15 protein-coding genes are annotated in these 22,188 nt (G+C 65.4%); 7 read left to right on the top strand and 8 right to left on the bottom strand.

Features of this window, described 5'->3' with window-relative positions; translation table 11 throughout:
• Positions 1–9: 9 nt before the first annotated feature.
• Positions 10–1,131, top strand: coding sequence for a 2-iminoacetate synthase ThiH (gene thiH / locus I2H31_RS17670; protein WP_196294382.1), 1,122 nt, complete (start codon positions 10–12; stop codon positions 1,129–1,131).
• 137 nt (positions 1,132–1,268) lie between these two features.
• The gene (moeB, locus tag I2H31_RS17665) at positions 1,269–2,372 is read left to right on the top strand and encodes a molybdopterin-synthase adenylyltransferase MoeB (RefSeq protein ID WP_196294381.1); all 1,104 of its coding nucleotides are present in this window, start codon (positions 1,269–1,271) and stop codon (positions 2,370–2,372) included.
• Here the strand turns inward: moeB and I2H31_RS17660 are convergent.
• Together I2H31_RS17660 and I2H31_RS17655 are read right to left on the bottom strand one after the other, a co-directional pair.
• Positions 2,358–2,963, bottom strand: coding sequence for a thiamine phosphate synthase (locus tag I2H31_RS17660; RefSeq protein WP_196294380.1), 606 nt, complete (start codon positions 2,961–2,963; stop codon positions 2,358–2,360). The genes moeB and I2H31_RS17660 overlap by 15 nt on opposite strands.
• Before the next feature lie 26 nt (positions 2,964–2,989).
• Positions 2,990–3,574: an HD domain-containing protein gene (locus tag I2H31_RS17655; protein WP_196294379.1), complete on the bottom strand. Its 585-nt coding sequence runs from the start codon at positions 3,572–3,574 to the stop codon at positions 2,990–2,992.
• Between the two features lie 268 nt (positions 3,575–3,842).
• On the opposite strand from I2H31_RS17655, the gene I2H31_RS17650 reads away from it, so the two are divergent.
• The 5 genes from I2H31_RS17650 (at position 3,843) to I2H31_RS17630 (ending at position 11,474) form a co-directional block, all read left to right on the top strand.
• Entirely contained in the window at positions 3,843–6,050 is a 2,208-nt protein-coding gene (locus I2H31_RS17650; protein ID WP_196294378.1) for a sensor histidine kinase, read from the top strand.
• 126 nt (positions 6,051–6,176) lie between these two features.
• Positions 6,177–7,559, top strand: coding sequence for an ATP-binding protein (locus tag I2H31_RS17645; RefSeq protein WP_196294377.1), 1,383 nt, complete (start codon positions 6,177–6,179; stop codon positions 7,557–7,559).
• Positions 7,560–7,815: 256 nt separating this feature from the next.
• Entirely contained in the window at positions 7,816–9,837 is a 2,022-nt protein-coding gene (locus I2H31_RS17640; RefSeq protein ID WP_196294376.1) for a tetratricopeptide repeat-containing sensor histidine kinase, read from the top strand.
• A 53-nt stretch (positions 9,838–9,890) separates the two neighbouring features.
• Positions 9,891–10,271, top strand: a complete 381-nt coding sequence (locus I2H31_RS17635; RefSeq protein WP_196294375.1) for a response regulator — start codon at positions 9,891–9,893, stop codon at positions 10,269–10,271.
• A 156-nt stretch (positions 10,272–10,427) separates the two neighbouring features.
• Positions 10,428–11,474, top strand: a complete 1,047-nt coding sequence (locus I2H31_RS17630) for an adenylate/guanylate cyclase domain-containing protein (RefSeq protein ID WP_196294374.1) — start codon at positions 10,428–10,430, stop codon at positions 11,472–11,474.
• Between the two features lie 165 nt (positions 11,475–11,639).
• Here I2H31_RS17630 and I2H31_RS17625 read toward each other — a convergent pair whose 3' ends face one another.
• The 6 genes from I2H31_RS17625 to I2H31_RS17600 form a co-directional block, all read right to left on the bottom strand.
• Positions 11,640–14,924: a cyclic nucleotide-binding domain-containing protein gene (locus I2H31_RS17625; RefSeq protein WP_196294373.1), complete on the bottom strand. Its 3,285-nt coding sequence runs from the start codon at positions 14,922–14,924 to the stop codon at positions 11,640–11,642.
• A gap of 254 nt (positions 14,925–15,178) precedes the next feature.
• Positions 15,179–17,599, bottom strand: coding sequence for a glycoside hydrolase family 3 C-terminal domain-containing protein (locus tag I2H31_RS17620; protein ID WP_196294372.1), 2,421 nt, complete (start codon positions 17,597–17,599; stop codon positions 15,179–15,181).
• Between the two features lie 259 nt (positions 17,600–17,858).
• Positions 17,859–18,677, bottom strand: coding sequence for a glycoside hydrolase family 16 protein (locus tag I2H31_RS17615; protein ID WP_196294371.1), 819 nt, complete (start codon positions 18,675–18,677; stop codon positions 17,859–17,861).
• Between the two features lie 175 nt (positions 18,678–18,852).
• Positions 18,853–19,725, bottom strand: coding sequence for a glycoside hydrolase family 16 protein (locus I2H31_RS17610; protein ID WP_196294370.1), 873 nt, complete (start codon positions 19,723–19,725; stop codon positions 18,853–18,855).
• Between the two features lie 46 nt (positions 19,726–19,771).
• On the bottom strand, positions 19,772–20,602 hold the full coding sequence (locus I2H31_RS17605) for a PKD domain-containing protein (protein ID WP_196294369.1): 831 nt from the start codon (positions 20,600–20,602) through the stop codon (positions 19,772–19,774).
• 36 nt (positions 20,603–20,638) lie between these two features.
• On the bottom strand, positions 20,639–22,174 hold the full coding sequence (locus I2H31_RS17600; RefSeq protein WP_196294368.1) for a RagB/SusD family nutrient uptake outer membrane protein: 1,536 nt from the start codon (positions 22,172–22,174) through the stop codon (positions 20,639–20,641).
• Positions 22,175–22,188: the final 14 nt, after the last annotated feature.

Below are 22,188 nucleotides of genomic sequence, written 5' to 3'. Positions count from 1 at the left end.
GTTATCAGAATGAGCTTCCGTCCGATATTCGAGGCCCACCCCTGGGGCGAGGTAAAAGCCAGCATCTACGCCAAAACGGCGGCCGATGTGGAGCGTGCCCTGGCCGCGCCGCGCCGCACGCTGGAAGACTTCAAGGCGCTGATTTCGCCGGCCGCCGGGCCCTATCTGGAGCAGATGGCGCAGCTTAGCCAGCAGCTCACGCGCAAGCGCTTTGGCAACACGGTGCAGCTGTACGCGCCGCTGTACCTGAGCAACGAGTGCCAGAACATCTGCACTTACTGTGGCTTTAGCCTCGATAACAAAATTGCGCGGCGCACGCTGAGCAGCGTGGAAATGCTGCAGGAGGCCGCTGTGCTCAACGATTGGGGCTATGAGCACGTGCTGCTGGTGACGGGCGAAGCCAACCAAACCGTGGGCGTGGATTACCTGGAAAAGGCCCTGCGCACGCTGCGGCCGCACTTTGCACACCTGTCCATGGAAGTGCAGCCGCTGGACCAGGAAGACTACGAGCGCCTCATTCCGGAAGGCCTGAACACGGTGCTGGTGTACCAGGAAACTTACCACCGCGACGACTACAAAAAGCACCATCCCAAAGGCAAGAAGTCGAACTTCAACTACCGCCTCGACACGCCCGACCGGCTGGGCCGGGCCGGCATCCACAAAATGGGGCTGGGCGTGCTCATTGGGCTGGAAGACTGGCGCACGGACTGCTTCTACACCGCGTTGCACCTCGATTACCTGGAAAAAACGTACTGGCAGACCAAGTACAGCCTGTCTTTCCCGCGCCTGCGGCCGGCGGAAGGGCTGTTGCAGCCCAAGGTGGAAATGAGCGACCGGGAACTGGTGCAGCTCATTTGCGCCTACCGTTTGCTGAACGAGGAAGTGGAGCTGTCGATTTCGACCCGCGAAAGCCCGGTTTTCCGCGACCACGTGGTGAAGCTGGGCATCACCAGCATCAGCGCGGGCTCGAAGACCAACCCGGGCGGCTACGCGGTGGCGCCGGAGTCGCTGGAGCAGTTCGAGATTTCGGACGAGCGCAGCCCCGCCGAAATAGCGGCCATGCTGCGCCGGCAGGGCTACGAGCCCGTATGGAAAGACTGGGACGCTACGCTGGTGGGGCTGGCGCGGTAATGAATCAGGAGCTCGTTATGCAGAGCGCCAGCGAAGCATCTTTGCCGCAGCCACTAATCCTTTTCGTTTGACGGTTGGTTTACCTGTGGCGGTAAAGATGCTTCGCAGCGCTCTGCATGACGTCAATTCTTAACACTATGTACCCCGCCGACCTCGCCCTTTCCCCCGCCGAAACCAATCGCTACAGCCGCCACCTGCTGCTGCCCGAAATCGGCGCGGCCGGCCAGCAGCGCATGAAGGCCGCCCGGGTGCTGGTGGTGGGCTGCGGCGGCCTGGGCTGCCCCGTGCTGCAATACCTGGCCGCCGCCGGCGTGGGCACGCTGGGCCTGCTGGATTTTGATACGGTGGACGACTCCAACCTGCAGCGCCAGGTGCTGTACGCCACCGCCGACGTGGGCCGGCCCAAAGCCGTGGCGGCCGCCGAAAAGCTGCGCGCCCAGAACCCGTTCATTGAGCTGCGCACGCACCAAATGCACCTCTCCGCCGCGAATGCGCTGCAGTTGTTTGCGGCTTACGATATCGTGGTGGACTGCTCCGACAATTTCGCTACGCGCTACCTCGTGAACGATGCCTGCGTTATCACGGGCAAGCCGCTGGTGTTCGGTGCCATCTTTAAGTTTGAAGGGCAGGTGTCGGTGTTCAACTACCAGAACGGCCCCACCTACCGCTGCCTCTACCCCGAGCCGCCCGCCCCCGGCGAGGCGCCCAGCTGCGCCGAAATCGGCGTGTTGGGCGTGCTGCCGGGCCTGGTAGGCACCATGCAGGCCACCGAGGCGCTGAAAATCATCCTGGAGCTGGGCGAGGTGCTGAGCGGCCGCCTGCTGATGGTGGACGCGCTGGGCATGCGCTTCCAAACCATTCGTTTCCGGGCCGTGGCGGCCAATCAGCAGCTCACCGGGCTGGCTCGCGACTACGCCGCATTTTGCGGGGAATTGCCCCTGGAAGCCGCCCCGCAGCGGGCCCCCGAAATCAGCGCCGACGAGCTGAAAGCCTGGCAGCAAAGCGGCCGGCCGCTGCAATTGCTGGACGTGCGCGAGCCCCGCGAGGCCGCCCGGCGCAGCATCGGTGGGCGGCTGATGCCGCTGGGGCAGCTGGGCGAGAAGCTGGCGGAACTGACGCCCGGGGTGCCGGTGGTGGTGCATTGCGCCAGCGGCGTGCGCAGCCAAAAAGCCGCACAGAAGCTACTGGCGCGGGGTTTTGGCGAAGTGTATTCCTTGCGCAACGGCTTAGCCGATTACTGATTGCAGGGTCCGGAAGGCCGCCACGGGGTCGGGGCTTTGCCACACGGCGCCCAGCACGGCAGCGCCCGCAAAACCGGCCTGCTGCGCGGCGGCCAGATTGGTCGATTCGATGCCGCCCAGAGCCAGCACCTGCGGCCGGTAGCCGGGGCGCTGCCGCAGCTTCTGCAGCGTGGCGGCTACCTCGCCTAAGTCAAAAGCGGCCCCGTAACTTTTTTTGCTAATGCTATCGAAAATCGGGCTCAGGAACACGTAGTCGTACCGCCGCCGGTGCTGTTTAATTTCGGCCAGACTGTGGAAAGAGGTGGAAATGGTTTGGCCGGCGCGCAGCCTGGGCAAGCTGTGCGCCGACCGGCTGGCCGCCGTGAGGTGCGCCCCGCCCAGAGCCAACTCTTTCACCAGCGCATGATGCCCGTGCAGCACCAGCCGCGCACGATACTGGCCGGGGATTTCGGCCACGTACGCCGCGGTTTCGGCGGCGCCCCACCCGGGCTTGCGCACGTGAAATCGGGCCAGGCCGGCGGCCAGCATTTTGGTGGCCAGCTGCGTTTCGAACGCAACCGAATGGGGCGGGGAAATGACGACGAGCTGCACGGAGGGCGCTACCGGGCGGCGCCGGGCTAGTGGGCCAGCAGGTGCCGGATGTGGTCGAGCCGGGCCTGTTTGGGCGCCGCGCGCCGGCCAATGGCGGTGGGCGTCCAGAAATGGTGACTGCTCAAAAAGCCGGCCTGCAGTTGAAACCAAGCGTGCTCATCGGCGATGAGCTGGCGGGCGGTGAGCTCGTGAAAAAGGCTGGTGGAAATAGGCTCAAAGTCGTCGCGGCCCAGGTAGTCGAGGTCGGCGTCGCAAATAATTTCGGCCAGGTGGCCGTGGGGCTCCTGCGGGTATTTGGTGGCCAGTATCAGGGCGCAAATCTGCTCAATTTGCCCGGTGGTGTAGCCGAAGCCGGGCAGCGTGGCCCGGGCCAGCTCGCTGCCCTGCGCCTCGTGCCCCTGGTAGGTGGTCAGAAAGCCGGCGTCGTGGTAGAGGGCGGCGGTGTGCAGCAGGGCCAGCGCCTCGGGGTCGGTCACGCCCTCGGCAGCGGCTAGCTCCTGGGTTACCTGAGCCACGTCGAGGGTGTGGTGCAGGCCGTGGTAGTAGAGCGTGGGCGAGAGGCCGCGCCGCAGCTCGTTCACGATAAATTCTTCGGCGGCCTGGGTGTTCATGCGGCAGGGCCGGGGCCGGGTAGCCCGCGGGAAAGCAAAGCAACTACGTAAAAGCCGGACCCGGAAATCAATTGCCTGGCAACCCCTGAAGGCGTCTGAAAATCCGGCGCCAGGCTTGGGCGGATGCGCGGAATTTCTTCATCTTTGCGGCCCCTTCACGGCTTGGCGCCGCTGGGTGTAGCTTTGGGGTTTGAGCCGTTGGCATCGGGGCAACGGCGGCCGGTTTTGCCCGTCATTTTCCTCTCGGCCTTTATGCTGGTTGCTGCTCATGAAATGGATTTTTACGGTGCTGGCGGCGTGGGTGCTGAGCGGGGCCGTGCAGGCGCAGCAGCGCTACTGGGACGCCGATTATGACTCGCTGGCCCGCGCCCTGTCCCGGCAGCCGGCCGACTCGGCCCGGCTGCGCACGCTGGTGCACCTGCTCGACCTGCACCCCACCAACGCCGCCGCCCTGCCCTTGCTCGACCAGCTGCTGGCCCTCAACCAGCGCCGACCCGCCCTGCAGGCTGGCCCCTACCGCCAGCTGCGCGCCGGCCTGCTGCTGCGGCAGCGCGGCGATGACGCCGCCGCGCTCGACAGCGTCAAAGCCGCCATCAGCGGGTTCGACCGCCTCGACCGGCCCGTGCCGTGGCTGCTGATGGATGCGGTGACGTTTTACAACCGCCTCAACCAAATGGCCGAGCGCCGGCGCTACTACGACCAGAAGCTGACCTACTACCAGCTGCGCGGCGCGGCCGAAAACATGGCCGCCTGCTACGTGTCGCAGGGCGCGTACTACCGCCGCGTGGGCGACTACAACCGGGCCATCAACCACACGCTGCGGGCGGCCGACGTGGCGCTGGGCTTCAGCCGCAAGCTGCACATCAACGAACTGATAGTGACCGGCGGCCTGTACGCCGACTGGGGCAACCACGCCAAGGCCGTGCAGTACCTGAGCCAGGCCCAGGCCCTGCCCGAGTTTCGGCGGGTGCAGGGCACCAACCGGGTGTTCACGTTTCTGGCGCTGTCGCGGCTGCGGGCGCAGCAGGGGCAGTACCCGGAGGCGCTGCGCTCGGCCGATTCGGCCCTGGCCGCGCACGTGGCGGAGCCCTACGAGCGGCAGTTGGACCGCGCCTGTGCCCTGGTGCAAAAAGCGGCCGTGCTGCTCCAGATGCGCACGCCGGCCCCGGCCGGGCCCCTGCTCCGGCGGGCCCAGCAGCTCGACGACTCATTGGATTTGCCGGCTTCGGGCGGCCCGGGCGAGTTTGAGCTGGATGCCACTTGGGCCCGCTACCACGCCGCTCTGGGCCACCACCAGCAGGCCGAGCACCATTGGCGGCGAGCCTACCAGAAAGCCACCGCCGCCAAGCTCGACAAGCTACGCCCCCGCTACCTGCAGGAGCTGGCCGCTTTTTACGACGCGCGCGGCCAGTTGGTGGAAGCCCAGCGCTATTCCCGCGCCTACATTGCCCTGGTCGATACCCTCGACGCGGCGCAGGCGGCGTTTCGGGTGGCGCAGTACGAAAACGAGCGGGTGGAGCAAGCCAAAAACGCCCAGATAAACGACCTGCGCCAGGCCCAGGCCGTGCAGGCCGAACGCCTGCGCCTCGGCGGCTGGCTGCTGCTGGGCGCCCTGCTGGCGGTGGCGCTGGTGTCGGGGCTGGGCGCGTTCAGCTACCGCCAGCTGCGCGTGAACCGCCGCACGCTCGACCAGCTGCGCCAAACGCAGTCGCAGCTGGTGCAGGCCGAGAAAATGGCGTTTCTGGGCGAGCTCACGGCCGGCATCGCCCACGAGCTGCAAAACCCGCTCAACTTCATGAAAAACTTTGCCGAAGTCAGCACTGACCTCGTGGAGGACATGCACGGCGCCGGGCCGGCCCGCGCCACCGGCCTGGAGCAGGAAATCCTGGCCGGTCTCAAGCAAAACCTGCAGCAAATCAGCCAGCACGGGCAGCGGGCCTCGTCCATCATCAAAGACATGCTGGCCCACTCCCGCGCCGGCACCGGCCCGCGCGGCCTCTGCGACCTCAACGCCCTGACTCAGGAGGCCCTGACACTGGCCTACGAGGGCCTGCGCGCCCAAGACAAAACCTTCCGGGCCACGCTCGGCCAGGACTTTGCCGCCGCCCTGGCCCCGGTGGCCGTGGTGGGGCCCGACCTGAGCCGCGTGCTGCTCAACCTGTGCACCAACGCTTTCCACGCCGTGCGCGAGCGCCAGCGCGCCGCCCCCGGCCCCTACGAGCCCGCCGTGACGGTGAGCACCCGGGCCGTGCCCAACGGCGTCGAAATCCGGGTGCGGGACAACGGCACGGGCATGCCCGAGAGCGTGAAGGCCCGGGTGTTCGAGCCCTTCTTCACCACCAAGGCCGCCGACGAGGGCACGGGCCTGGGCCTCTCGCTCTCGCACGACATCGTGACCAAAGGCCACGGCGGCACCCTCACCGTCGAAAGTCGGGTGGGCGTGGGCACCGAATTCGTCATCACCCTGCCCGCTTAGGGTGCCCGGCTGGGCCCGGCCGGGCGGCGTTTGGCACCGGCCGGCGCCCAAGGTTCGGCCATTGCTGAGTAACATTGCCGGGAACATGGCCGGGGCGGGCTCCGGCCGCTGGCCGCATCTTCTTTCATGGCGAACTATTCGGATTTAGGCGATATTTTTCTCGTTGCCCCGGTGGCCTTCGGGGTGGTTAGCGCTTTGCGCAAATTTCTGGATTTGCCCCATCGCCTGCCGCGCTGGAACCGCTGGCTGACCTGGATTTGGGTGCCGGGGGGGCTGCTCTACCTCGGCGCCCGCGTGCTCAATATTCAGAGCTCTACCCTGGACGAAGCGTACTGGCTGCTGGTGCTGGCCGGGGTGATGGCCGTGCTGGTGGCCGTGCGCGACTACCGGCCCGCCCGCTCGCTGCTGCTGGCCATGGGGCCCCTGGCCCTTTACTGGCTCATCGAATACCTGCTGGAACTCCCCACCGGCAAAGTACCCAAGCAGTACGACAGCGCCCTCGATACCACGCAGGTCTTCGTCAGCATCTGGCTAATCACCTTCATCATCATTGCGCGCAGCCAGAAGAAAACCCTGGAAAAAGAGCGTGTGCTGCGCGAAGAAGAGGAAAAAGCCAAGCGCCTCATCGAAGCCCAGAACGCCCAGCTCGAACACCTGGTGAACGAGCGCACCGCCGCCCTCACCCACCAGGCCGAGGAGCTGCGCGCGGCCCTCACCGAGCTCAAAACCACGCAGGCCCAGCTCATTCAGAGCGAGAAGATGGCCAGCCTGGGCGAGCTTACCGCCGGCATTGCCCACGAGATTCAGAACCCGCTGAACTTCGTCAACAACTTCGCCGAAGTTTCGACCGAGCTGGTGACCGAGCTGGAGGAGGAGCGCGACAAGCCCGACCGCGACCTGGAACTGGAAGCCGACCTACTGGCCGACCTCAAGCAAAATCTGCAGAAAATCCACCAGCACGGCGGGCGCGCGGCCAGCATCGTGCGGGGCATGCTGGAGCACTCGCGCCAGAGCTCCGGCGAGCGCACGCCCACCGACCTCAACGCCCTGGCCGACGAGTACCTGCGCCTGGCCTACCACGGCCTGCGGGCCAAAGACAAAAGCTTCAACGCCACGCTCAAGCCCGATTTCGACCCCAACCTGCCGCCGGTCGAGGTCATTGCCCAGGACCTGGGCCGGGTGCTGCTCAACCTGCTCACCAACGCCTTCTATGCCGTGAAGCAGCGCCAGCAGCGCGGCGAGCCCGGCTACGCGCCCACCGTGAGCGTGAGCACCCGCCGCGTGGGCGACGCCGTGGAGCTGCGCGTGCAGGACAACGGCACGGGCATGCCCGAGAGCGTGAAGGCCAAAATCTTCCAGCCTTTTTTCACCACCAAGCCCACCGGCGAGGGCACCGGCCTGGGCCTGTCGCTGAGCTACGACATCGTGACCCAGGGCCACGGCGGCACGCTGGTGGTGGAAAGCCGCGAGGGCGAAGGCACCGAGTTCGTCATCAGCCTGCCGGCCTGACCGCCGCTTTTTGCCAGGCCGAACCCGCCCCCGGATGTAGCACGTCCGGGTGGCTGGCCCGCCTACGGTCGAGTCTCAGCAAGGGAATTTCACGAAGTTTCTGAGTAGCTTGCCGCTTAATTGAGTGGGCCGGTTAATGGCCAGCCTGCTAGTTCGTTTGCTTCGGCGCGTTCGGGTAATGGTGGCGAAGAAACGCCAGCCAGCAAAAGCCCAAACGCGTCTCAGATTCGGAATACGCCGACTTTTTCCAGGCCTCGTGCCCCGACCATTGCGCCCGTCGTTTTTATTTCTTTTTTCTCGCGTTGCCCGGCCGCTGGCGCAGCTGGCCGTGCTGCTGGGGCTGCTGGCCCGGCCCGGGGCGGCGCACGGCCGCGCCCCGCTGCCCGCGCCCGCCCAAAGCCGCGCCGTGGACAGCCTGCGCCGCCGGCTGGCCCGCCCGCTGCCCGACAGCAGCCGCGTGATGCTGCTGTGCCAGCTCAGCGACCAGCTTTGGACCCAAAGCACCGACTCGGCCGCCGTGTACGCTTACAAAGGCCTGGCGCTGGCCCGCCGCATTCATTACCGGCACGGCGAGGGCGAGGCCCTGAACCGCCTGGGCGCCGCCCTGCGCGAAAGCAACCTGGCCCGGGCGCTGGAGGTGTTCCAGAAGTCGCTGCGCATTGCCGAAGCCACCCACGACCGCGCCCTGGCCGCCCAAAACCTGCGCAGCATCGGCATCATTTACGTGTACCTGCGCGACCAGCGGCAGGGGCTGGCCTACTACTTCCGGGCCCTGAAAATAGGGGAGGAGCTGAAGGACGAGCGCCGCGTGGTGATTGAGCTCAGCAACATCGGGCTGGCCTACGACGTGTTCGACCAGCTCGATTCGTCGCGCATTTTTCAGGAGCGGGCCTACGCCCTGGCCCGCCGCCTGCACACGCCCACCAACTACATTTTGTACGGCCTCGGCAACGTGGCCCGCAAACAGGGGCGCACGGCGCAGGCCAAAGCCTTCTACCGGGCCAGCATCGCCGAGTCGAAGCAGGTGCAGCACCTGCGCAGCCTCAACTTTTCGTACGTGGGCCTGGCCACGCTCTACCAGGAGCAGGGCCGGCTCGATTCCAGCATTTACTACGCCCGGCTGGGTTGCCAGGCGGCCCAGGCCAACGGTTTTCTGCGGGGCGTGCTCAACGCCAGTACGCTGCTGACCAAGGACTTCAAGGCCCGCGGCAACGCCGACAGCGCCCTCAAGTACCAGAGCCTGATGCTGGTGATGCAGGACACGCTCTTTGGCCAGGAAAAGGTGATGCGCCTGCAAACCCTCAACTACCGCGAGCAGCAGCGCGCCCAGGACGTGGCCGCCGGCCAGGCCCGCCTCAAGGCCCGCTACCGCACCTATGCGCTGCTGGCGGGCGTGGTGGGCCTGCTGGCCCTGGCCCTGCTGCTGGCCCGCCACGCCCGCCAGCAGCAGCGGGCCCGCGAAGCCCTGGAGCAGTCATTGGCTGAGCTGAAAACGGCGCAGGACCAGCTGGTGCAGCGCGAGAAGATGGCATTTCTGGGCGAGCTCACGGCCGGCATTGCCCACGAGTTGCAAAACCCGCTCAACTTCGTGAAGAACTTTGCCGAAGTCAGCACCGACCTGGTGGACGAAATCACGGGCGAGCACCGCGACCCGGTGCGCAACAACGGCCTGGAGCAGGAAATCCTGGCCGGCCTGAAGCAAAACCTGCAGCAAATCAGCCAGCACGGCCAGCGCGCCACGTCCATCATCAAGGGCATGCTGGAGCACTCGCGCACCGGCACCAGCCAGCGCGTGCCCACCGACCTGAACCAGCTCGTGGACGAAAGCCTTCGCCTGGCCTACCAGGGCCTGCGCACCAAAGACAAGGAGTTCAACGCCGAGCTGATTACCAAGTTCGACGACGCGCTGCCGCTGGTGCCGGCCGTGCCGCAGGATTTGGGCCGAGTGCTCATCAATCTGTTTACCAACGCGTTTTACGCCGTGCAGCAGCGTCAGCGGCAGGGCGACGACTCCACCTACCACCCCGCCGTGACGGTGAGCACCCAAGTGGTGCCCAACGGCGTCGAAATCTGGGTGCGGGACAACGGCACGGGCATGAGCGAGAGCGTGCAGGCCCACATTTTCCAGCCCTTCTTCACCACCAAGCCGGTGGGCGAAGGCACCGGCCTGGGCCTCTCGCTGAGCCACGACATCGTGACCACCGGCCACGGCGGCACCCTCACGGTGGAAAGCCAGGAAGGCCAGGGCACCGAATTTGTGGTGCGGCTGCCCGCCTAACGCGGGCCCGGCTCTACCTTTGGGGAAGACTTTTTCATTGCCGATTCCGCCCCATGCAAATTCTGGTAGTTGACGACGAAACCGACGTGCGCGACTTGTTTCAGCAGCGCTTCCGCCGCGAAATCCGCAGCGGGCAGTGGAGCTTCAATTTCGCGTTTTCGGGCGAGGAAGCGCTGGAATACCTGCGCGCGCACCATTCCGAAGTCCTCATCATTCTTTCCGACATTAACATGCCCGGCATGAGTGGGCTCGATTTGCTGGGCCACGTGAAGGAAGAGTTCGAGATGCCGCCCACCACCATGATGATGATAACGGCCTACGGCGACGAGGAAAGCCACCGCAAGGCGCTAGAGCTGGGCGCCCACGATTTCCTCACCAAGCCCGTGGATTTTGCCGTGCTCAAGGATAAATTAGCACATTTGCTGCCGTCTTAAGCATTTGCATAAAGACCGTTATGTCGAGCTTGTCGAGACATCTCGCGTGCTTCGTTCCCACGAATGATTATTGCTCCGAGCGAGATGTCTCGACAAGCTCGACATGACGTTTAGCTGGTGTCCGCCGCATGGACTCTACCGACTACAACCCGTTCTATGAAAACGAAAATCCTGGTGGTCGACGACGAAACCGACCTGGAACTGCTCATCAAGCAGAAGTTTCGGCGCAAAATCCGCGAGGCTGTTTACGAGTTTGTGTTCGCCACCAACGGCGAGGAGGCCCTCACGCGCATCACCGAGCACCCCGATACCGACGTCATCCTCTCCGACATCAACATGCCGGTGATGGACGGCCTCACGCTGCTCACCCACACCCACGCCCAGCACCCGGCCATGAAAACGGTCATCGTCTCGGCCTACGGCGACCTCGGCAACCTGCGCACCGCCATGAACCGCGGCGCGTTCGACTTCGTGGTGAAGCCCGTCGATTTCACCGACCTGGAAGTGACCATCGAGAAAACCGCCGACCAGGTGCGCCAGTTACGCGACACGCTCAAGGCCATCCAAGAAAACAACATTCTGAAGATGTACGTCGACGAAACGGTGCTCAACTTCATGACCCGGCCCGACTTCGAAAACCGCCTCACGGCCTCCGAAACCGTGGAAGCCACCGTGGTTTTCCTCGACATCTGCGGCTTTACCTCGCTGGCCGAAAAGCTCGCGCCCGCCGACGTGGTGACTTTGCTCAATACCTATTTTGACCTGGTGGTGAAGGAGTTCATCGCCCACGGCGGCCACGTCGACAAGTTCATGGGCGACGCCGTGATGGTCGTTTTCCGCGGCGAACACCACCTCGACCGCGCCATCGACGCGGCGCTTTCGGCCCGCCAGGCCCTGCAGCAGAGCGACGCCCCGCTGCCCGCCGGCTTCGACTACCGCCCGCAGGTAAGCATCGGCGTGAACACCGGCGAAGTGGTGTCGGGCAACATCGGTTCGGCCTCCCTCAAACGCCTGGACTACACCGTTATCGGCGACGTGGTGAACATGTCGCAACGCCTGCAGTCAGCCGCCAAAGCCGACCAGATTATCATCAGCGAAGCCGTGTACCTGAAGGTGAAGGAGTCGTTTCAGTGCCAGTTCGTGAGCGAAGTGACGCTGAAGAACAAGGCGCTGCCAGTGAAGATTTACGAGGTGGTGGAGTAGTTAGCGCCAGAAAGCAAAGAAGCCCGTCATGTCGAGCTTGTCGAGACATCTCGCGTGCAGCAGCAATTCAATCGGATGAGTTACTCCCCCATGCGAGATGTCTCGACAAGCTCGACATGACCGTCTTTCTAGGCATGGCTGTCTGAATCTTCTCATGCAACCGGTTTAGCGAGCCAGCTCACGCATCTTCTCGTTCTGCAGCCGGATGCGCTGGCACAGCATCCGCAGGATGTTGCGCAGCACTTCGGCGCGCTCTTCCATCACATCGTAGAAATCTTCCTGGTCGATGCGGAAGGCCAGGACTTCGCTCAGGGCCACGGCCGTGGCCGAGCGGGGTTCGGCGTCGAGCAGGGCCAGTTCGCCGAAGAAGTCGCCCGGCCCGAAGGTGGCCAACTGCTGCGCGCCGGTGAAAATTCCCACTTGCCCGTCGTGCAGAATGAACAGCGAAGTGCCAATGTCGCCCTGCGCGAAAATCTCCTCGCCCTCGTGAAACGTCACTTCCTTCATAATGGGCACGATGCTGCTCAACACGTTTTCGGGCGTTTGGGCAAACAGGGCGGTGCTTTTGAGTATCACCACCCGCTCCAGCGAGGAGATGCGGGCTTCGGCGGTGTCGGAGGAATGATGGCTCATGTCGGGGAGGTGAAGCGTGGAAAGAGGCTGGCCCAGCGCGGCGGCCAACGAGGCGGCCGCCACCTGGGCGGCCTCGCGCAGCAGCTGGTAGGGAGAAACGAGGTAGGGGCGCAGCAGCCCGGCCGCGTCGGGCTCGGTGGGCTGCCAGCGGCGCAGGGCCAGGGCCAGCGTCCAGGAGGTGAAGGCCATGTGGCCGCGGCGCAGCAGCAGCGCGGGCAGCGGCTCGGCGGGCAGCGTTGCGGCGGTAGGGAAGGGCGCTGGGGAATTGCCGGCTCCGGCGGCTGGCCGCTGGGGCGCGGTGAGGCGGGCAAATAGCGCCGCTTTCTCAGCCAGCGGCGAGTCATCGAGCAGGGCTTGCAGTCCCTGGTACACGGGCCGCGGAATGAGGTTGTCGAGGATTTCGAGGGCGTTGGCCTGGCGCTCGCGGGCGGCGTGGGCCACGTTGCGCTGCGCCGTGGCCACCGATTCGGCGTCGTAGAGCTGTGCCAGCAAGCCGAACACGCGCTGGTGCAGCAGGCTCAGCTCGTACTCAATGGCGGGCTCAAACTCGGGGCGTCCATCGGCCACCAGGCCTTGCAGCAATTGCGTGGCAAGGTCGAATTCCTCGCGCAGCAGGTGCTCAAACACGGGGCGGTCGGCGGGCCGGGCTGGGAAGCGGCGCAAACTCCGCAGCGCCACGCTCCGGGTGAACAGGTGCGGGTGCCGGGCCAGCTCGACCAGGGCGGCGCGGCTGGTGCCGGTGTTCAGCCGTTCCAGCACCAGGGCCGCGCGTTGCGGGTGCAGCGGTTCGGGCTCGCGGCGCAGGGCGGCTTGCAGCAGCGGCACCACGGCCGGGCCCAGCGCCACAAGGCTGTCGGCGGCGGGCTGCCACAGGTGCTTGTCGTTGAGGGCCGCCAGCAGCGGCGGCACCAGCTGCAAATGCCCCACCGCGCCCAGGGCCGTGAGGGTGGCGCGCACCACGTCGGGCTCGGGGCTGGCCAGGCCGCGCTCCACCAGCTGCGCCTGAATGTCGGGCGGAAAGAAGGCCAGCAGGCGCAGCGCCACGTCGTAGGTGGTGGCCGGAGCGCTGCCGTGGGTGCCCGGCAGCAGCTGAAGCAGGCTGTGCCGGGCCGCCTCGTGCTGCGGCGCCACGTCCAGGCTGCCCCGAATGGCGCCCTGGCGCGCGTCCAAATCCTGGCCGGTGAGCAGCTGCCGCACCACCGGGGCGTCGGGGGCGGTGGCGGCCAGCTGCTGGGCGGCGGCGGCGCGCACGGCGGGGGCGGGGTCGCGCAGCGCCAGCGCCTGCAACGCCTCCGCGGGCAGGGCCGCGCCGCCGGAAGGGGCCAGCAGCGCCAGGCGCACGCGCTCATCGGGGTGTTCGAGCAGGGCGGGGGCGTGGCTGGCGAGGGTGCCGGGCTCGCGTTGGCGCAGCCAGGCCACGGCATTGAGCACTTCCGTGGGCTGCGGGCTTTGCAACTGGGCCAGCACCACGTGGCGGGCAGCATCGGGCAGGGCCAGCTCGGCGGTTTCGGCGAAGCGGCGGCCCAGGCCTTCTTTCAGCTCGGCGAGGTAGCTGCGGTAGGTGCGGGCCAGAAACAGAAGCGCCAGCAGCAGCAGCGCCCCCATCCACGCGAAGGGCCAGCCGCCGCCCAGCCGGCCCACGTAGCCCAGCACGAAGAACAACAGGCCCGTAAGCCCCATGCCCAGCGGCTCGTAAAAGCCCTTGGCCAGCGTGTGCGCGGCCAGGCGCTGCGTGGGCGCCAGCGGCTGAAAGAGCACGAGAAAAACGGGGTCGAACACGGTGCGGCGCAGCACTTCCAGCAGCAAGTACAACCCGCAGAAGAAGGCCAGCTGCCCGGTTTGGCTGTAGCCACCGGCCACCTGCAGGCCCCCGAAAACGGCCAGCGCCACCAGCGCCACTGCCGGCAGCAGCCGCAGCGACCACTGCACTCCGTAGCGTTCCAGCGCCTGCCGGCTCACCAGCAGCTTGAAAAACGTGGCCGCCACGTAGGTAGCTGCCAGCACCCAGCCCACTGACTGCATCACGTCGGCCGACGCGTGGAACTTGTGCTTCACGTTGAGGAAAAACATGTACTCGACCCCCGTGATGACGCCCGCAATGGCCACCAGGCTCAGGCACATGGCCAGCACCAGCTCGCTGCCGCCAAAGAGCTGCTGCACCAGCCGGCCCGGCGGCCGCCGCACCCGGCGCACCGCCCGCGCCGTGGCCTCCACCACGTGCGAGCTGAGCGTGGCCCGCAGCGTGAACAGCGCCCCCAGGTAGGCCACAAACGACAGCCCCAGCAGCACCGGCAGCTGCGCATCGCCGTGGATGAGGGCCGCCAGAATAGCGCCCAGCGCCTTGGCCGGCATGTCGCCAGAGCTGATGACGCTGAACAGGCGCTTGCTCTGCCGCACGTCAAACACCACCGCCGAAACGCCCCAGAACTCCAGATTGGTCAGCAGATAGATAACCCGGTAGCCCGCCATGATGGCCACCGCCGCGGCCACCGAATGGCCCACGGCCACCAGCACGCCCAGCACGCCTACCAGCGCCACTGCCGCCAGCAGCACGCGCACGGCCAGCTTGCGCAGCAATAAATGGTGCTCGAAGTAGGTGTATATTTTTCCCACCGCCATCATGGCCAGGGCGCCGGCCACGTAGCCCAGGGGCAGGCTTTCGGCGGGGTTGTGCTCCAGCAGCAGCACGTTGGCCGCCACGTACACCAGCACCGAGCCGATGCCGAGCAGGAAGTTGTGCAGCGAAAACAGCCCCACGGTGCGGGTTTCGCCGGCTTTGATGCCGAACAGGCGTTGGAGAGAGGTGGCCGAGAGCATGCAGAAAGGGCGGCCGGCACCACCGGGCACGGCCGTTGCCAAAGATACGGGCCGGGAGAAGCTATGCGGGGATTGTTAGGTAGAGCAACCCTAAGGGAAAGCAAAAGAACGTCATGTCGAGCCTGTCGAGACATCTCGCGTGCAGCAGTAATTCCTGATGATTGGATTACTACTGCACACGAGATGTCTCGACAGGCTCGACATGACGTTCTGCCCAAAACCATTACTGGACCGAGAAGCCCGATGTCCAGCTGTTAATACACCCGAATGGGCCGGCTGAAGCTGTTGTTGCTTTCCAGCCACTCGCTGATGGCGTTGCTGCCGTCCACCACGGCGCCCACGGTGAAGTTGCCGCTGGCGGTGGGCTTCCAGTTGTTCGTGGTGGCGGGCAGCAGGCGGGCCTGGCCGGGCAGCAGCGGCTGCTGCAGGCCCTGCAGGCTGCCCACGGCGGCCTTATCGATGGTGAAATTGACGCCGAGCTTGCTGCCGGTGGGCACCGGGGCGGTGCCCATGTTTTTCACCATCGCATAAAAGGTCACGGGCTGGCCGGGCTTGGGGAAGCGCGGCACCGTGAACACCTGCGTCACCTTCAAATCGGGCTTGGCCGTGGCGGCTTGCAGCGTGAAGGCGCCGCCCAGCGGCAGCTTGTCGGAGGCACTGCCCACGTTGAAACTGTAGGCGCCGGGGTGCACTTCGTAGGCCTTGGTTTGCTCGTTCCAGAAGTAAAAGTCCTCGGCCGAGAGCGTGAAGGTGACGGTTTTCTTCTGCTTCGGCGCCAGGTTAATGCGCTCGAAACCTTTGAGCTGCTTCACGGGCATGTCCAGCTTCGAGGATTTGTCGCTGAGGTAGAGCTGCACTACTTCGTCGCCGGCCACGGCGCCGGTGTTGGTTACGTCCACGCTGATGGTGACGGGGGCGCCGGCCGATACCGGGGCTTTGGGCACCTGCAGGTTGCCGTATTGGAAAGTGGTGTAGCTCAGGCCCGCGCCAAAGGCAAACTCCGGTTTCGTGCCTTTCTTATCATACATGCGGTAGCCTACGCCGTTGGCATCGCGCAGGTCGTCGCTCCAGGCGGTGAGCTGGCTGTCGCCGGTGGGCATGCTCACGGGCATGCGGCCGGCGGGGTTGTAGTCGCCCAGCAGCACATCAGCCAGGGCCGTGCCGGCTTCCTGGCCCGCGTAGAAGCTGTAGATGAGGCCTTTCATGCGGGGCAGGCTTTCGTGCATGGCGCACACGCCGCCGCTTTGCACCACCACCACCAGGTTGGGGTTGGCTTTGGCCAAAGCGTTGATGAGGGCCTGTTGCTGGCCGGGCAGGGTGGCCGAGTTATTGGCGCGGTCGTGGCCGGAGTTGTAGCCTTCGCCTTCCTGGGTGCTGTCGAGGCCGGCGGCGAAAATCACCACATCGGCGCCGCGGGCCAGCTCGCGGGCCAGCCGGAAGCCGGTGGTGTCGGCGCTGTTCATGTCGCAGCCTTTGGCGAAGGAAATTTTGGCCACGCCCAGCTTGGTTTCCAGGCCTTGTTTCAGGCTCACGGCGTAGGGAGGGCTGGTTTCGGAGCTGCCGTAGCAGTTCAAGTTGCCCTTGTCGGCGTTGGGGCCGATGAGGGCAATGCGCTTCAGCGAGGCCTTTTTCAGCGGCAAAATATTGCCGGAGTTCTTGAGCAGAATGATGGACTCGCGGGCCGCCTGCTGGTTGAGCTGGGTGTGGGCGGGCGTGTTGGCGTCGGCCTTGCTGCCTTTGGGGTAATAATCGAGCAGGCCGGCCATGATTTTCGTGCGCAGCACGTTGCGCACGGCCGCGTCGATGGCCGTCATCGGCACGGCGCCGCTGGCCACCAGTCCGGGTAGGTCCTTGAGGTAGTCGTCGGAGCCCATGCACACGTCGTTGCCGGCCAGGATGGCCTTTTTCGTGTCGTGCACCGCGTCCCAGTCCGACACCACGTAGAACGGGAAGCCCCAGCGCTCGCGCAGCACCGTGTTCAGCAGGTACGGGCTTTCGGCCGCGTGCTCGCCGTTGATGAGGTTGTAGGCCGACATCACGCTGAGCACGGCGCCCTCCTGCACCACCGTGCGGAAGTTGTAGCCGTAGTGCTCCATCACGCCGCGGTCGGTGAACAGCTCGTTGCGCGAGTGGCGCGTGGACTGCTTGCCTTCAATCATGAAGTGCTTCACGGTGGCCATCACGGGCGTTTTTTGGATGCCCTTGGCCACGCGCGACTGCAGCTGGCCAATCAGGTAGGGGTCTTCGCCGCCGCTTTCGGCACTGCGGCCGCCGCGCGGGTCCTGCGCCAAATCGATGCACGGCCCCAACTGCTGCTGCTTGCCAAAGGCCCAGAATTCCTCGCCCATGGCCTGGCCCACCTGCTCGGCCAGCCCGCGGTGCCAGGTCGAGACCATGCCCATGCCGGTGGGCCAGGCCGTGGCTTTCTGGAAGCGCACGCCGTGGGGGCCGTCGTCCATCACGAAGCCCGGAATCTTGAGCCGGGCATTGTCGGGCGTGGTCATGAAGCTGTTTTTGGTCAGCTGGGCCAGCTTTTCCTCGGTGCTCATGGCTTTGAGCAGCGAGTCGACGCGGGGCTCCAGGCCCAGGCGCTGGGCGGTGGCGGCCGGGCTGGCGGCCACCGCGAAAGCGGCCCCCAGGGCCAGGCGCCGGAAAAGGGAAACGGGTTTTTTCATAGTAAAACGGAAAGTCGGAGGGAAGGAAGCGGCGCAATGCCGCAAAAGGAACGGGCCCGCCGCGGGCCGGCTCACCAACTGGCACTCCGGGGCCCGTTCCTTCAAGATGACGCCGGCAGCCACTGGCGCCGGCATCGGCAGCACCGGCCGGAGTCTCACCATTCCGGGCGGTGTAAGGGGGGGGTGGAAAATTTAGTAGCCCGTCATGCTTCGACAAGCTCAGCATGACTTTCTTGATTTATTGTCCCATGTCAATAAATCAGCCTTTTTTCATGGCGTAAAACCGCACGTAGTCCACCAGCATCTGCTGCGGAAACGCGGCTTCGTCGATGCCTTTCTGGCCGCCCCACTCGCCGCCCACGGCCACGTTCAGCAGCAGGTGGAAGGGCTTGTCCCAGGGCCAGGCTTCCCAGCCGGTGCGCTCGTTGCGGGCCGCGAAGTATAGTTCGCCATCGATGTCGGCCGTAATGGTTTCCGGCGTCCACTCAATGGCGTAGACGTGGAAGGCCGTAGTGGCGTCGGGCAATTTGGTGGTGCCGCTTTTTTGGTTGTTGATGCGGAAGTAGTAGGCCTTGCAGTGCGTGGTGGCGTGTATCACGTTGGGGTCGTAGCCCACGTGCTCCATGATGTCGATTTCGCCGTTGTCGGGCCAGCTGTGGTTGCCGTAGCCGTTCACGTCGGGCAGCATCCAGATGGCGGGCCAGGTGCCGCGCCCGGCCGGGATTTTGGCCCGTATCTCGAAGCGGCCGTAGGCTTGGCTGCCGCGCGAGAGCAGCCGCGCCGAGGTGTAGGGGTTGGCGGGCATCAGGGCTTCCTTGCGGGCCTCCACTACGAGGTTACCGCCTTCCACGCGGGCGTTTTCGCGGCGGGCTTTGGTGTAGTATTGTTCCTCCTTATTGCCCCAGCCGCTGCCGCCCACGTCGTATTTCCACTTCGTGGAGTCGGGCAGGCCGGTGTAGTTGAACTCGTCGCTCCACGTCAGCTTGCTGAAGGTGTAGCGCGGCTTGGACGGGGGCGAGGTCGGGGGCGTGCCGCTCGAATGCAGCAGCAGGAGCCCGGCAAAGAGAAAGGAAATCATTGGGAGTCAGAATTGGGGCCCGAAGCGGCCGCAGTGGCAGCAAATCGGGCCGAAAATACCATCGGGGGCAGCCGCCCCGGCTTGTCCGGGCCAGAAGCGGCTGCCGCCCTATCCGGCGGGCTCATATCCCACCAAGTCCCGGCCGGAGTGGCAGCAAGCGGGCCGGGCGGCCCGCTTATTTGTACTGGTAAAACCGCACGTAATCCACTTGCATTTGCTGCGGGAAGGTGGTGGTGGCGTCGGGGTTGCCGTCGAAGTTGCCGCCCACGGCCACGTTGAGGATGCCGAAAAACGGGTTGTTGAAAGGGTAGGGGTTGGCGTCGCTGCTCGTGAACGAGTAGTACTGGCGGCCGTCGATGTAGAAGCGCATCAGGTTGCGGCTGCGCACCACCGAAAACAGGTGGAAGTCGTCGGAAAGGTCGGCGGGCAGGTTTTCCGTAGTGCCTTTGTAGCGGTGGTCGGCACCGCTGCTGCCGAAGTGCATGGTCGAGAGCAGCTCGCGGGGCCGGCTGCCGCGCTCCTCCATGATGTCGATTTCGCCGCACACCGGCCAGTTGTTCTGGTCAATGTCGGCGCCCAGCATCCAGATGGCCGGCCAGATGCCCTTGCCCTTGGGGGGCTTGGCCCGCACGTCGAAACGCCCAAACGTGAAGCTCTGGCGCCCTTTGGTCAGGATGCGGCCCGAGGTGTAGCTGGTGTTGCTGCCCGCCTGCGTGCGAATGGCCTTGATGACGAGGTTGCCCCCGCTGAGGAACACGTTGTCGGGCGAGTTGGTGTAGGTTTCGAGCTCGTTGTTGCCCCAGCCGCCGCCGCCCAGGTCGTAGGTCCACTTGGCGGGGTCCAGGGTAGCGCCGTCGAACTCGTCGCTCCACACCAGGTCGGTGTACTGGCTGTAGTCGCGCTGTTCTTCGTTGGCCACGGGCACCACCGGGTCAGCGGGCGGAAGCACTTTGGGAGATTCTTTGGTGCAGCCGCCCAGGCTCAGGGCCAGCAGCAAGCTGGCCCCGGCCCACGGCCTGAAAAAAGAAGGACGTTGGGAAAAAGACATAAGGACGAAGGGAAAGGAAGGGGTGGCAGGAAAACAGCGCGCCGCGCTACTTCACCACCAGTTTCAGGTCGAACACCAAGTTATCGGCCGTGCTACCGGCCCGGAGCACCATGTTGGTGTTGGTGATGGATAGGATGCGGTAGCGCAAGCCCGGCGCGTCGGTGACACCAATGAACGGCGAGGGCGTGGCGCTGGCCAACGTGAATTGGGCCAGGCCCTGGCCTGTGGCCGCGGCAAAGGTGAACGGCGTGGTCACGTTGCGGGGGGCATCGCAGGCGCCGCCCGCCACGAAAGTCTGCCCTTTGGCGTCGTAGGTAAACACGTCGTTGGTGCTGAAAGTGTACTCGTCGTCGGCCTGGCAGGCCGGCAGGGCACCGGGCGTGGGGTTGCCGGCGTAGTAGCTGGTGGGGTCGGCGTCGGAGGGGCCCACCGTGATGGGAGCCACCACGCCGTTGTCCAGCTTCCAGGTGCGCGACGAGCCGCCGGTGAGGTACTGCTTCACCAGGTTGAGCGACGAGGGAATCACGATGTCCTTGGTGGCGGAGAAGCCCTGGCCGCCGCGGCCGGCCGTAATCAGCTGCGCCTTGAAGGTGCCGCCTTTGGTGTAGACGTGCGTCACGGTTTGGCCCGAGGCCACCGAGCCGCGGCCGTCGGTGCCGCCGCCGTCGCCAAACTCCCATTCGTACAGGAAAGCGTCGGGGTTGGGCACGGCCGTGAAGGTGACTTCGGTGGTAAAGCCCACCGTGCGGGAGGTGGTGGTGAAGGTGGTGGTGGGCACGGGGCCATCCAGGGCGCCTTCGTCGCCCTTTTTGCAGGCGCTTAGCAGCAGCGTGCCGCCGAGCAGCAGCATCCCGGCCTTGTTCCAGATAGTATTCATGAGCGGTGTAAAGCTGAAAATGTGAGCGAAGGCGGCTTAGTAGCCGGGGTTCTGTACCAGGCCGGGGTTGGCGTCCAGTTCCGACTGCGGAATGGGCAGCACCAGGTTGGTGGCCGTGGGCACGGCACGCTGAATGCCCAGCGTGCGCAGGTAGGCGGCCTGGGCCGTCATCACCGGAATGAGGCCGTAAGGCGTGCCGTTGTAGCGCTTCAGGTCAAACCAGCGGTCGAACTCAAACGCCAGCTCGTACTTGCGTTCGCGCAGCACAGCGCCCGTGAAGTCGGTTGTGGCGGCCGTCAAATCGTGCGCGGGGGAAGCCACGTCGATGGGCAGGCCAAAGGCGCGGCGCCGCACTTTGTTGATGGCTTCCAGGCCTTCGGCGGTCGGGCCCACGGCCTCGGCCACAATCAGGTACATCTCGGCCAGGCGCAGCACGGGCACGTTCAGCGGCGAGTCCCAGATGTTGGTGTTCACCTTGCCCGTAAACCACTTCTTCACGTTGTAGCCGAAGGGCGAGCCCGTGGCCCGCGCCGACTGCCGGTTGCCGTCGGGGTACACGTCGCCGGGCACCCAGATGGTGGCCGCCTTGCGCGTGTCGCCGGCCTCGTAGCCGTTCACGAAGTCGGGCTCCGGCACATTGAAGCCGTAGCCGCTGCCGGCCGTTTGGTTCGAGCCGCGGGGGGCGAAGAACTCGTTCATGGCCGAGCCCACGTTGTTGCGGTCGTACTCGTTGTGGCCGTTCACATACTGCACCTCAAACAGCGACTCTTTGTCGTTGCGATTCTCGTTGGCTGGCTTGAAGTTGTCGGCGTAGTTGTCCCACATCGTCTTGCCCGAGCTCGTGATGACCCGGCGGGCCCAGGTGGCGGCGTCGGCTTTCTTGCCTTCGGTGATGTACACTTTGGCCAGCAGGCCAGCGGCGGCCCACTTGGTGGCGCGGCCCAGGTCGGCGCCCGAGTAGGAAGGCGGCAGGTTGTTGTAGGCGTCGGCCAGGTCTTTTTCGATTTGGGCGTACACCTGCGCGGCGGGGGTACGCGGAATGTTCACCGCTTCCGGGCTGGCCGGCGGGGCCGTGAACAGGGGCACGTCGCCGTAGGCCCGCACCAGGTCGAAGTAGAACTTGGCCCGCAGGAACTGGGCTTCGCCCAGGCAGCGGTTCTTGATGGCGGGGTCCATGTTGGCAATGCCGGGCACTTTCTGCAGCACCAAGTTGGCCCGCTGCAGACCCACGAAGCAGCCGCCCCAGAGGCGGGTGGCCACGATGTTGGTGCTCGGAATGCTGAAGGATTCCAGCTGCTTGTACTCCACGGCGTCGTTGCCGTCGTCGCCACCCGACACGGAGTTGTCGGCCCAGATGTCGAAGGCCCACATGGATAGGTTGTACTGGCCTTCCTTGGTCAACTCGCTGTAGGCGGCGTTGGTGGCCTGGATGGCGTCTTGCTGGCTTTGATAAAAGTTGGCGTCCGTAATCTGGTCAACGGGGGCTTCTTCCAGAAACTTCTCGCCGCAGCCGCCCAGCAGCAGGCCCAGGGAAAGCAGGAAAGTGCCGCAGGTAAATTTTGAGATGGTCATGACAGTGGTGGTGG

Origin of the sequence: Hymenobacter ruricola (assembly GCF_015694525.1) — a bacterium.
In the GTDB taxonomy this organism is placed as follows: domain Bacteria; phylum Bacteroidota; class Bacteroidia; order Cytophagales; family Hymenobacteraceae; genus Hymenobacter; species Hymenobacter ruricola.
This window is presented reverse-complemented; position numbering and strand designations above follow the sequence as displayed.

Bases quoted from the DNA above. Each gene is read 5' to 3' on its own strand.
- thiH (WP_196294382.1), top strand. From the start codon at position 10: ATGAGCTTCCGTCCGATATTCGAGGCCCACCCCTGGGGCGAGGTAAAA.
- moeB (WP_196294381.1), top strand. From the start codon at position 1,269: ATGTACCCCGCCGACCTCGCCCTTTCCCCCGCCGAAACCAATCGCTAC.
- I2H31_RS17655 (WP_196294379.1), bottom strand. From the start codon at position 3,574: ATGAACACCCAGGCCGCCGAAGAATTTATCGTGAACGAGCTGCGGCGC.
- I2H31_RS17650 (WP_196294378.1), top strand. From the start codon at position 3,843: ATGAAATGGATTTTTACGGTGCTGGCGGCGTGGGTGCTGAGCGGGGCC.
- I2H31_RS17645 (WP_196294377.1), top strand. From the start codon at position 6,177: ATGGCGAACTATTCGGATTTAGGCGATATTTTTCTCGTTGCCCCGGTG.
- I2H31_RS17635 (WP_196294375.1), top strand. From the start codon at position 9,891: ATGCAAATTCTGGTAGTTGACGACGAAACCGACGTGCGCGACTTGTTT.
- I2H31_RS17630 (WP_196294374.1), top strand. From the start codon at position 10,428: ATGAAAACGAAAATCCTGGTGGTCGACGACGAAACCGACCTGGAACTG.
- I2H31_RS17625 (WP_196294373.1), bottom strand. From the start codon at position 14,924: ATGCTCTCGGCCACCTCTCTCCAACGCCTGTTCGGCATCAAAGCCGGC.
- I2H31_RS17620 (WP_196294372.1), bottom strand. From the start codon at position 17,599: ATGAAAAAACCCGTTTCCCTTTTCCGGCGCCTGGCCCTGGGGGCCGCT.
- I2H31_RS17615 (WP_196294371.1), bottom strand. From the start codon at position 18,677: ATGATTTCCTTTCTCTTTGCCGGGCTCCTGCTGCTGCATTCGAGCGGC.
- I2H31_RS17610 (WP_196294370.1), bottom strand. From the start codon at position 19,725: ATGTCTTTTTCCCAACGTCCTTCTTTTTTCAGGCCGTGGGCCGGGGCC.
- I2H31_RS17605 (WP_196294369.1), bottom strand. From the start codon at position 20,602: ATGAATACTATCTGGAACAAGGCCGGGATGCTGCTGCTCGGCGGCACG.
- I2H31_RS17600 (WP_196294368.1), bottom strand. From the start codon at position 22,174: ATGACCATCTCAAAATTTACCTGCGGCACTTTCCTGCTTTCCCTGGGC.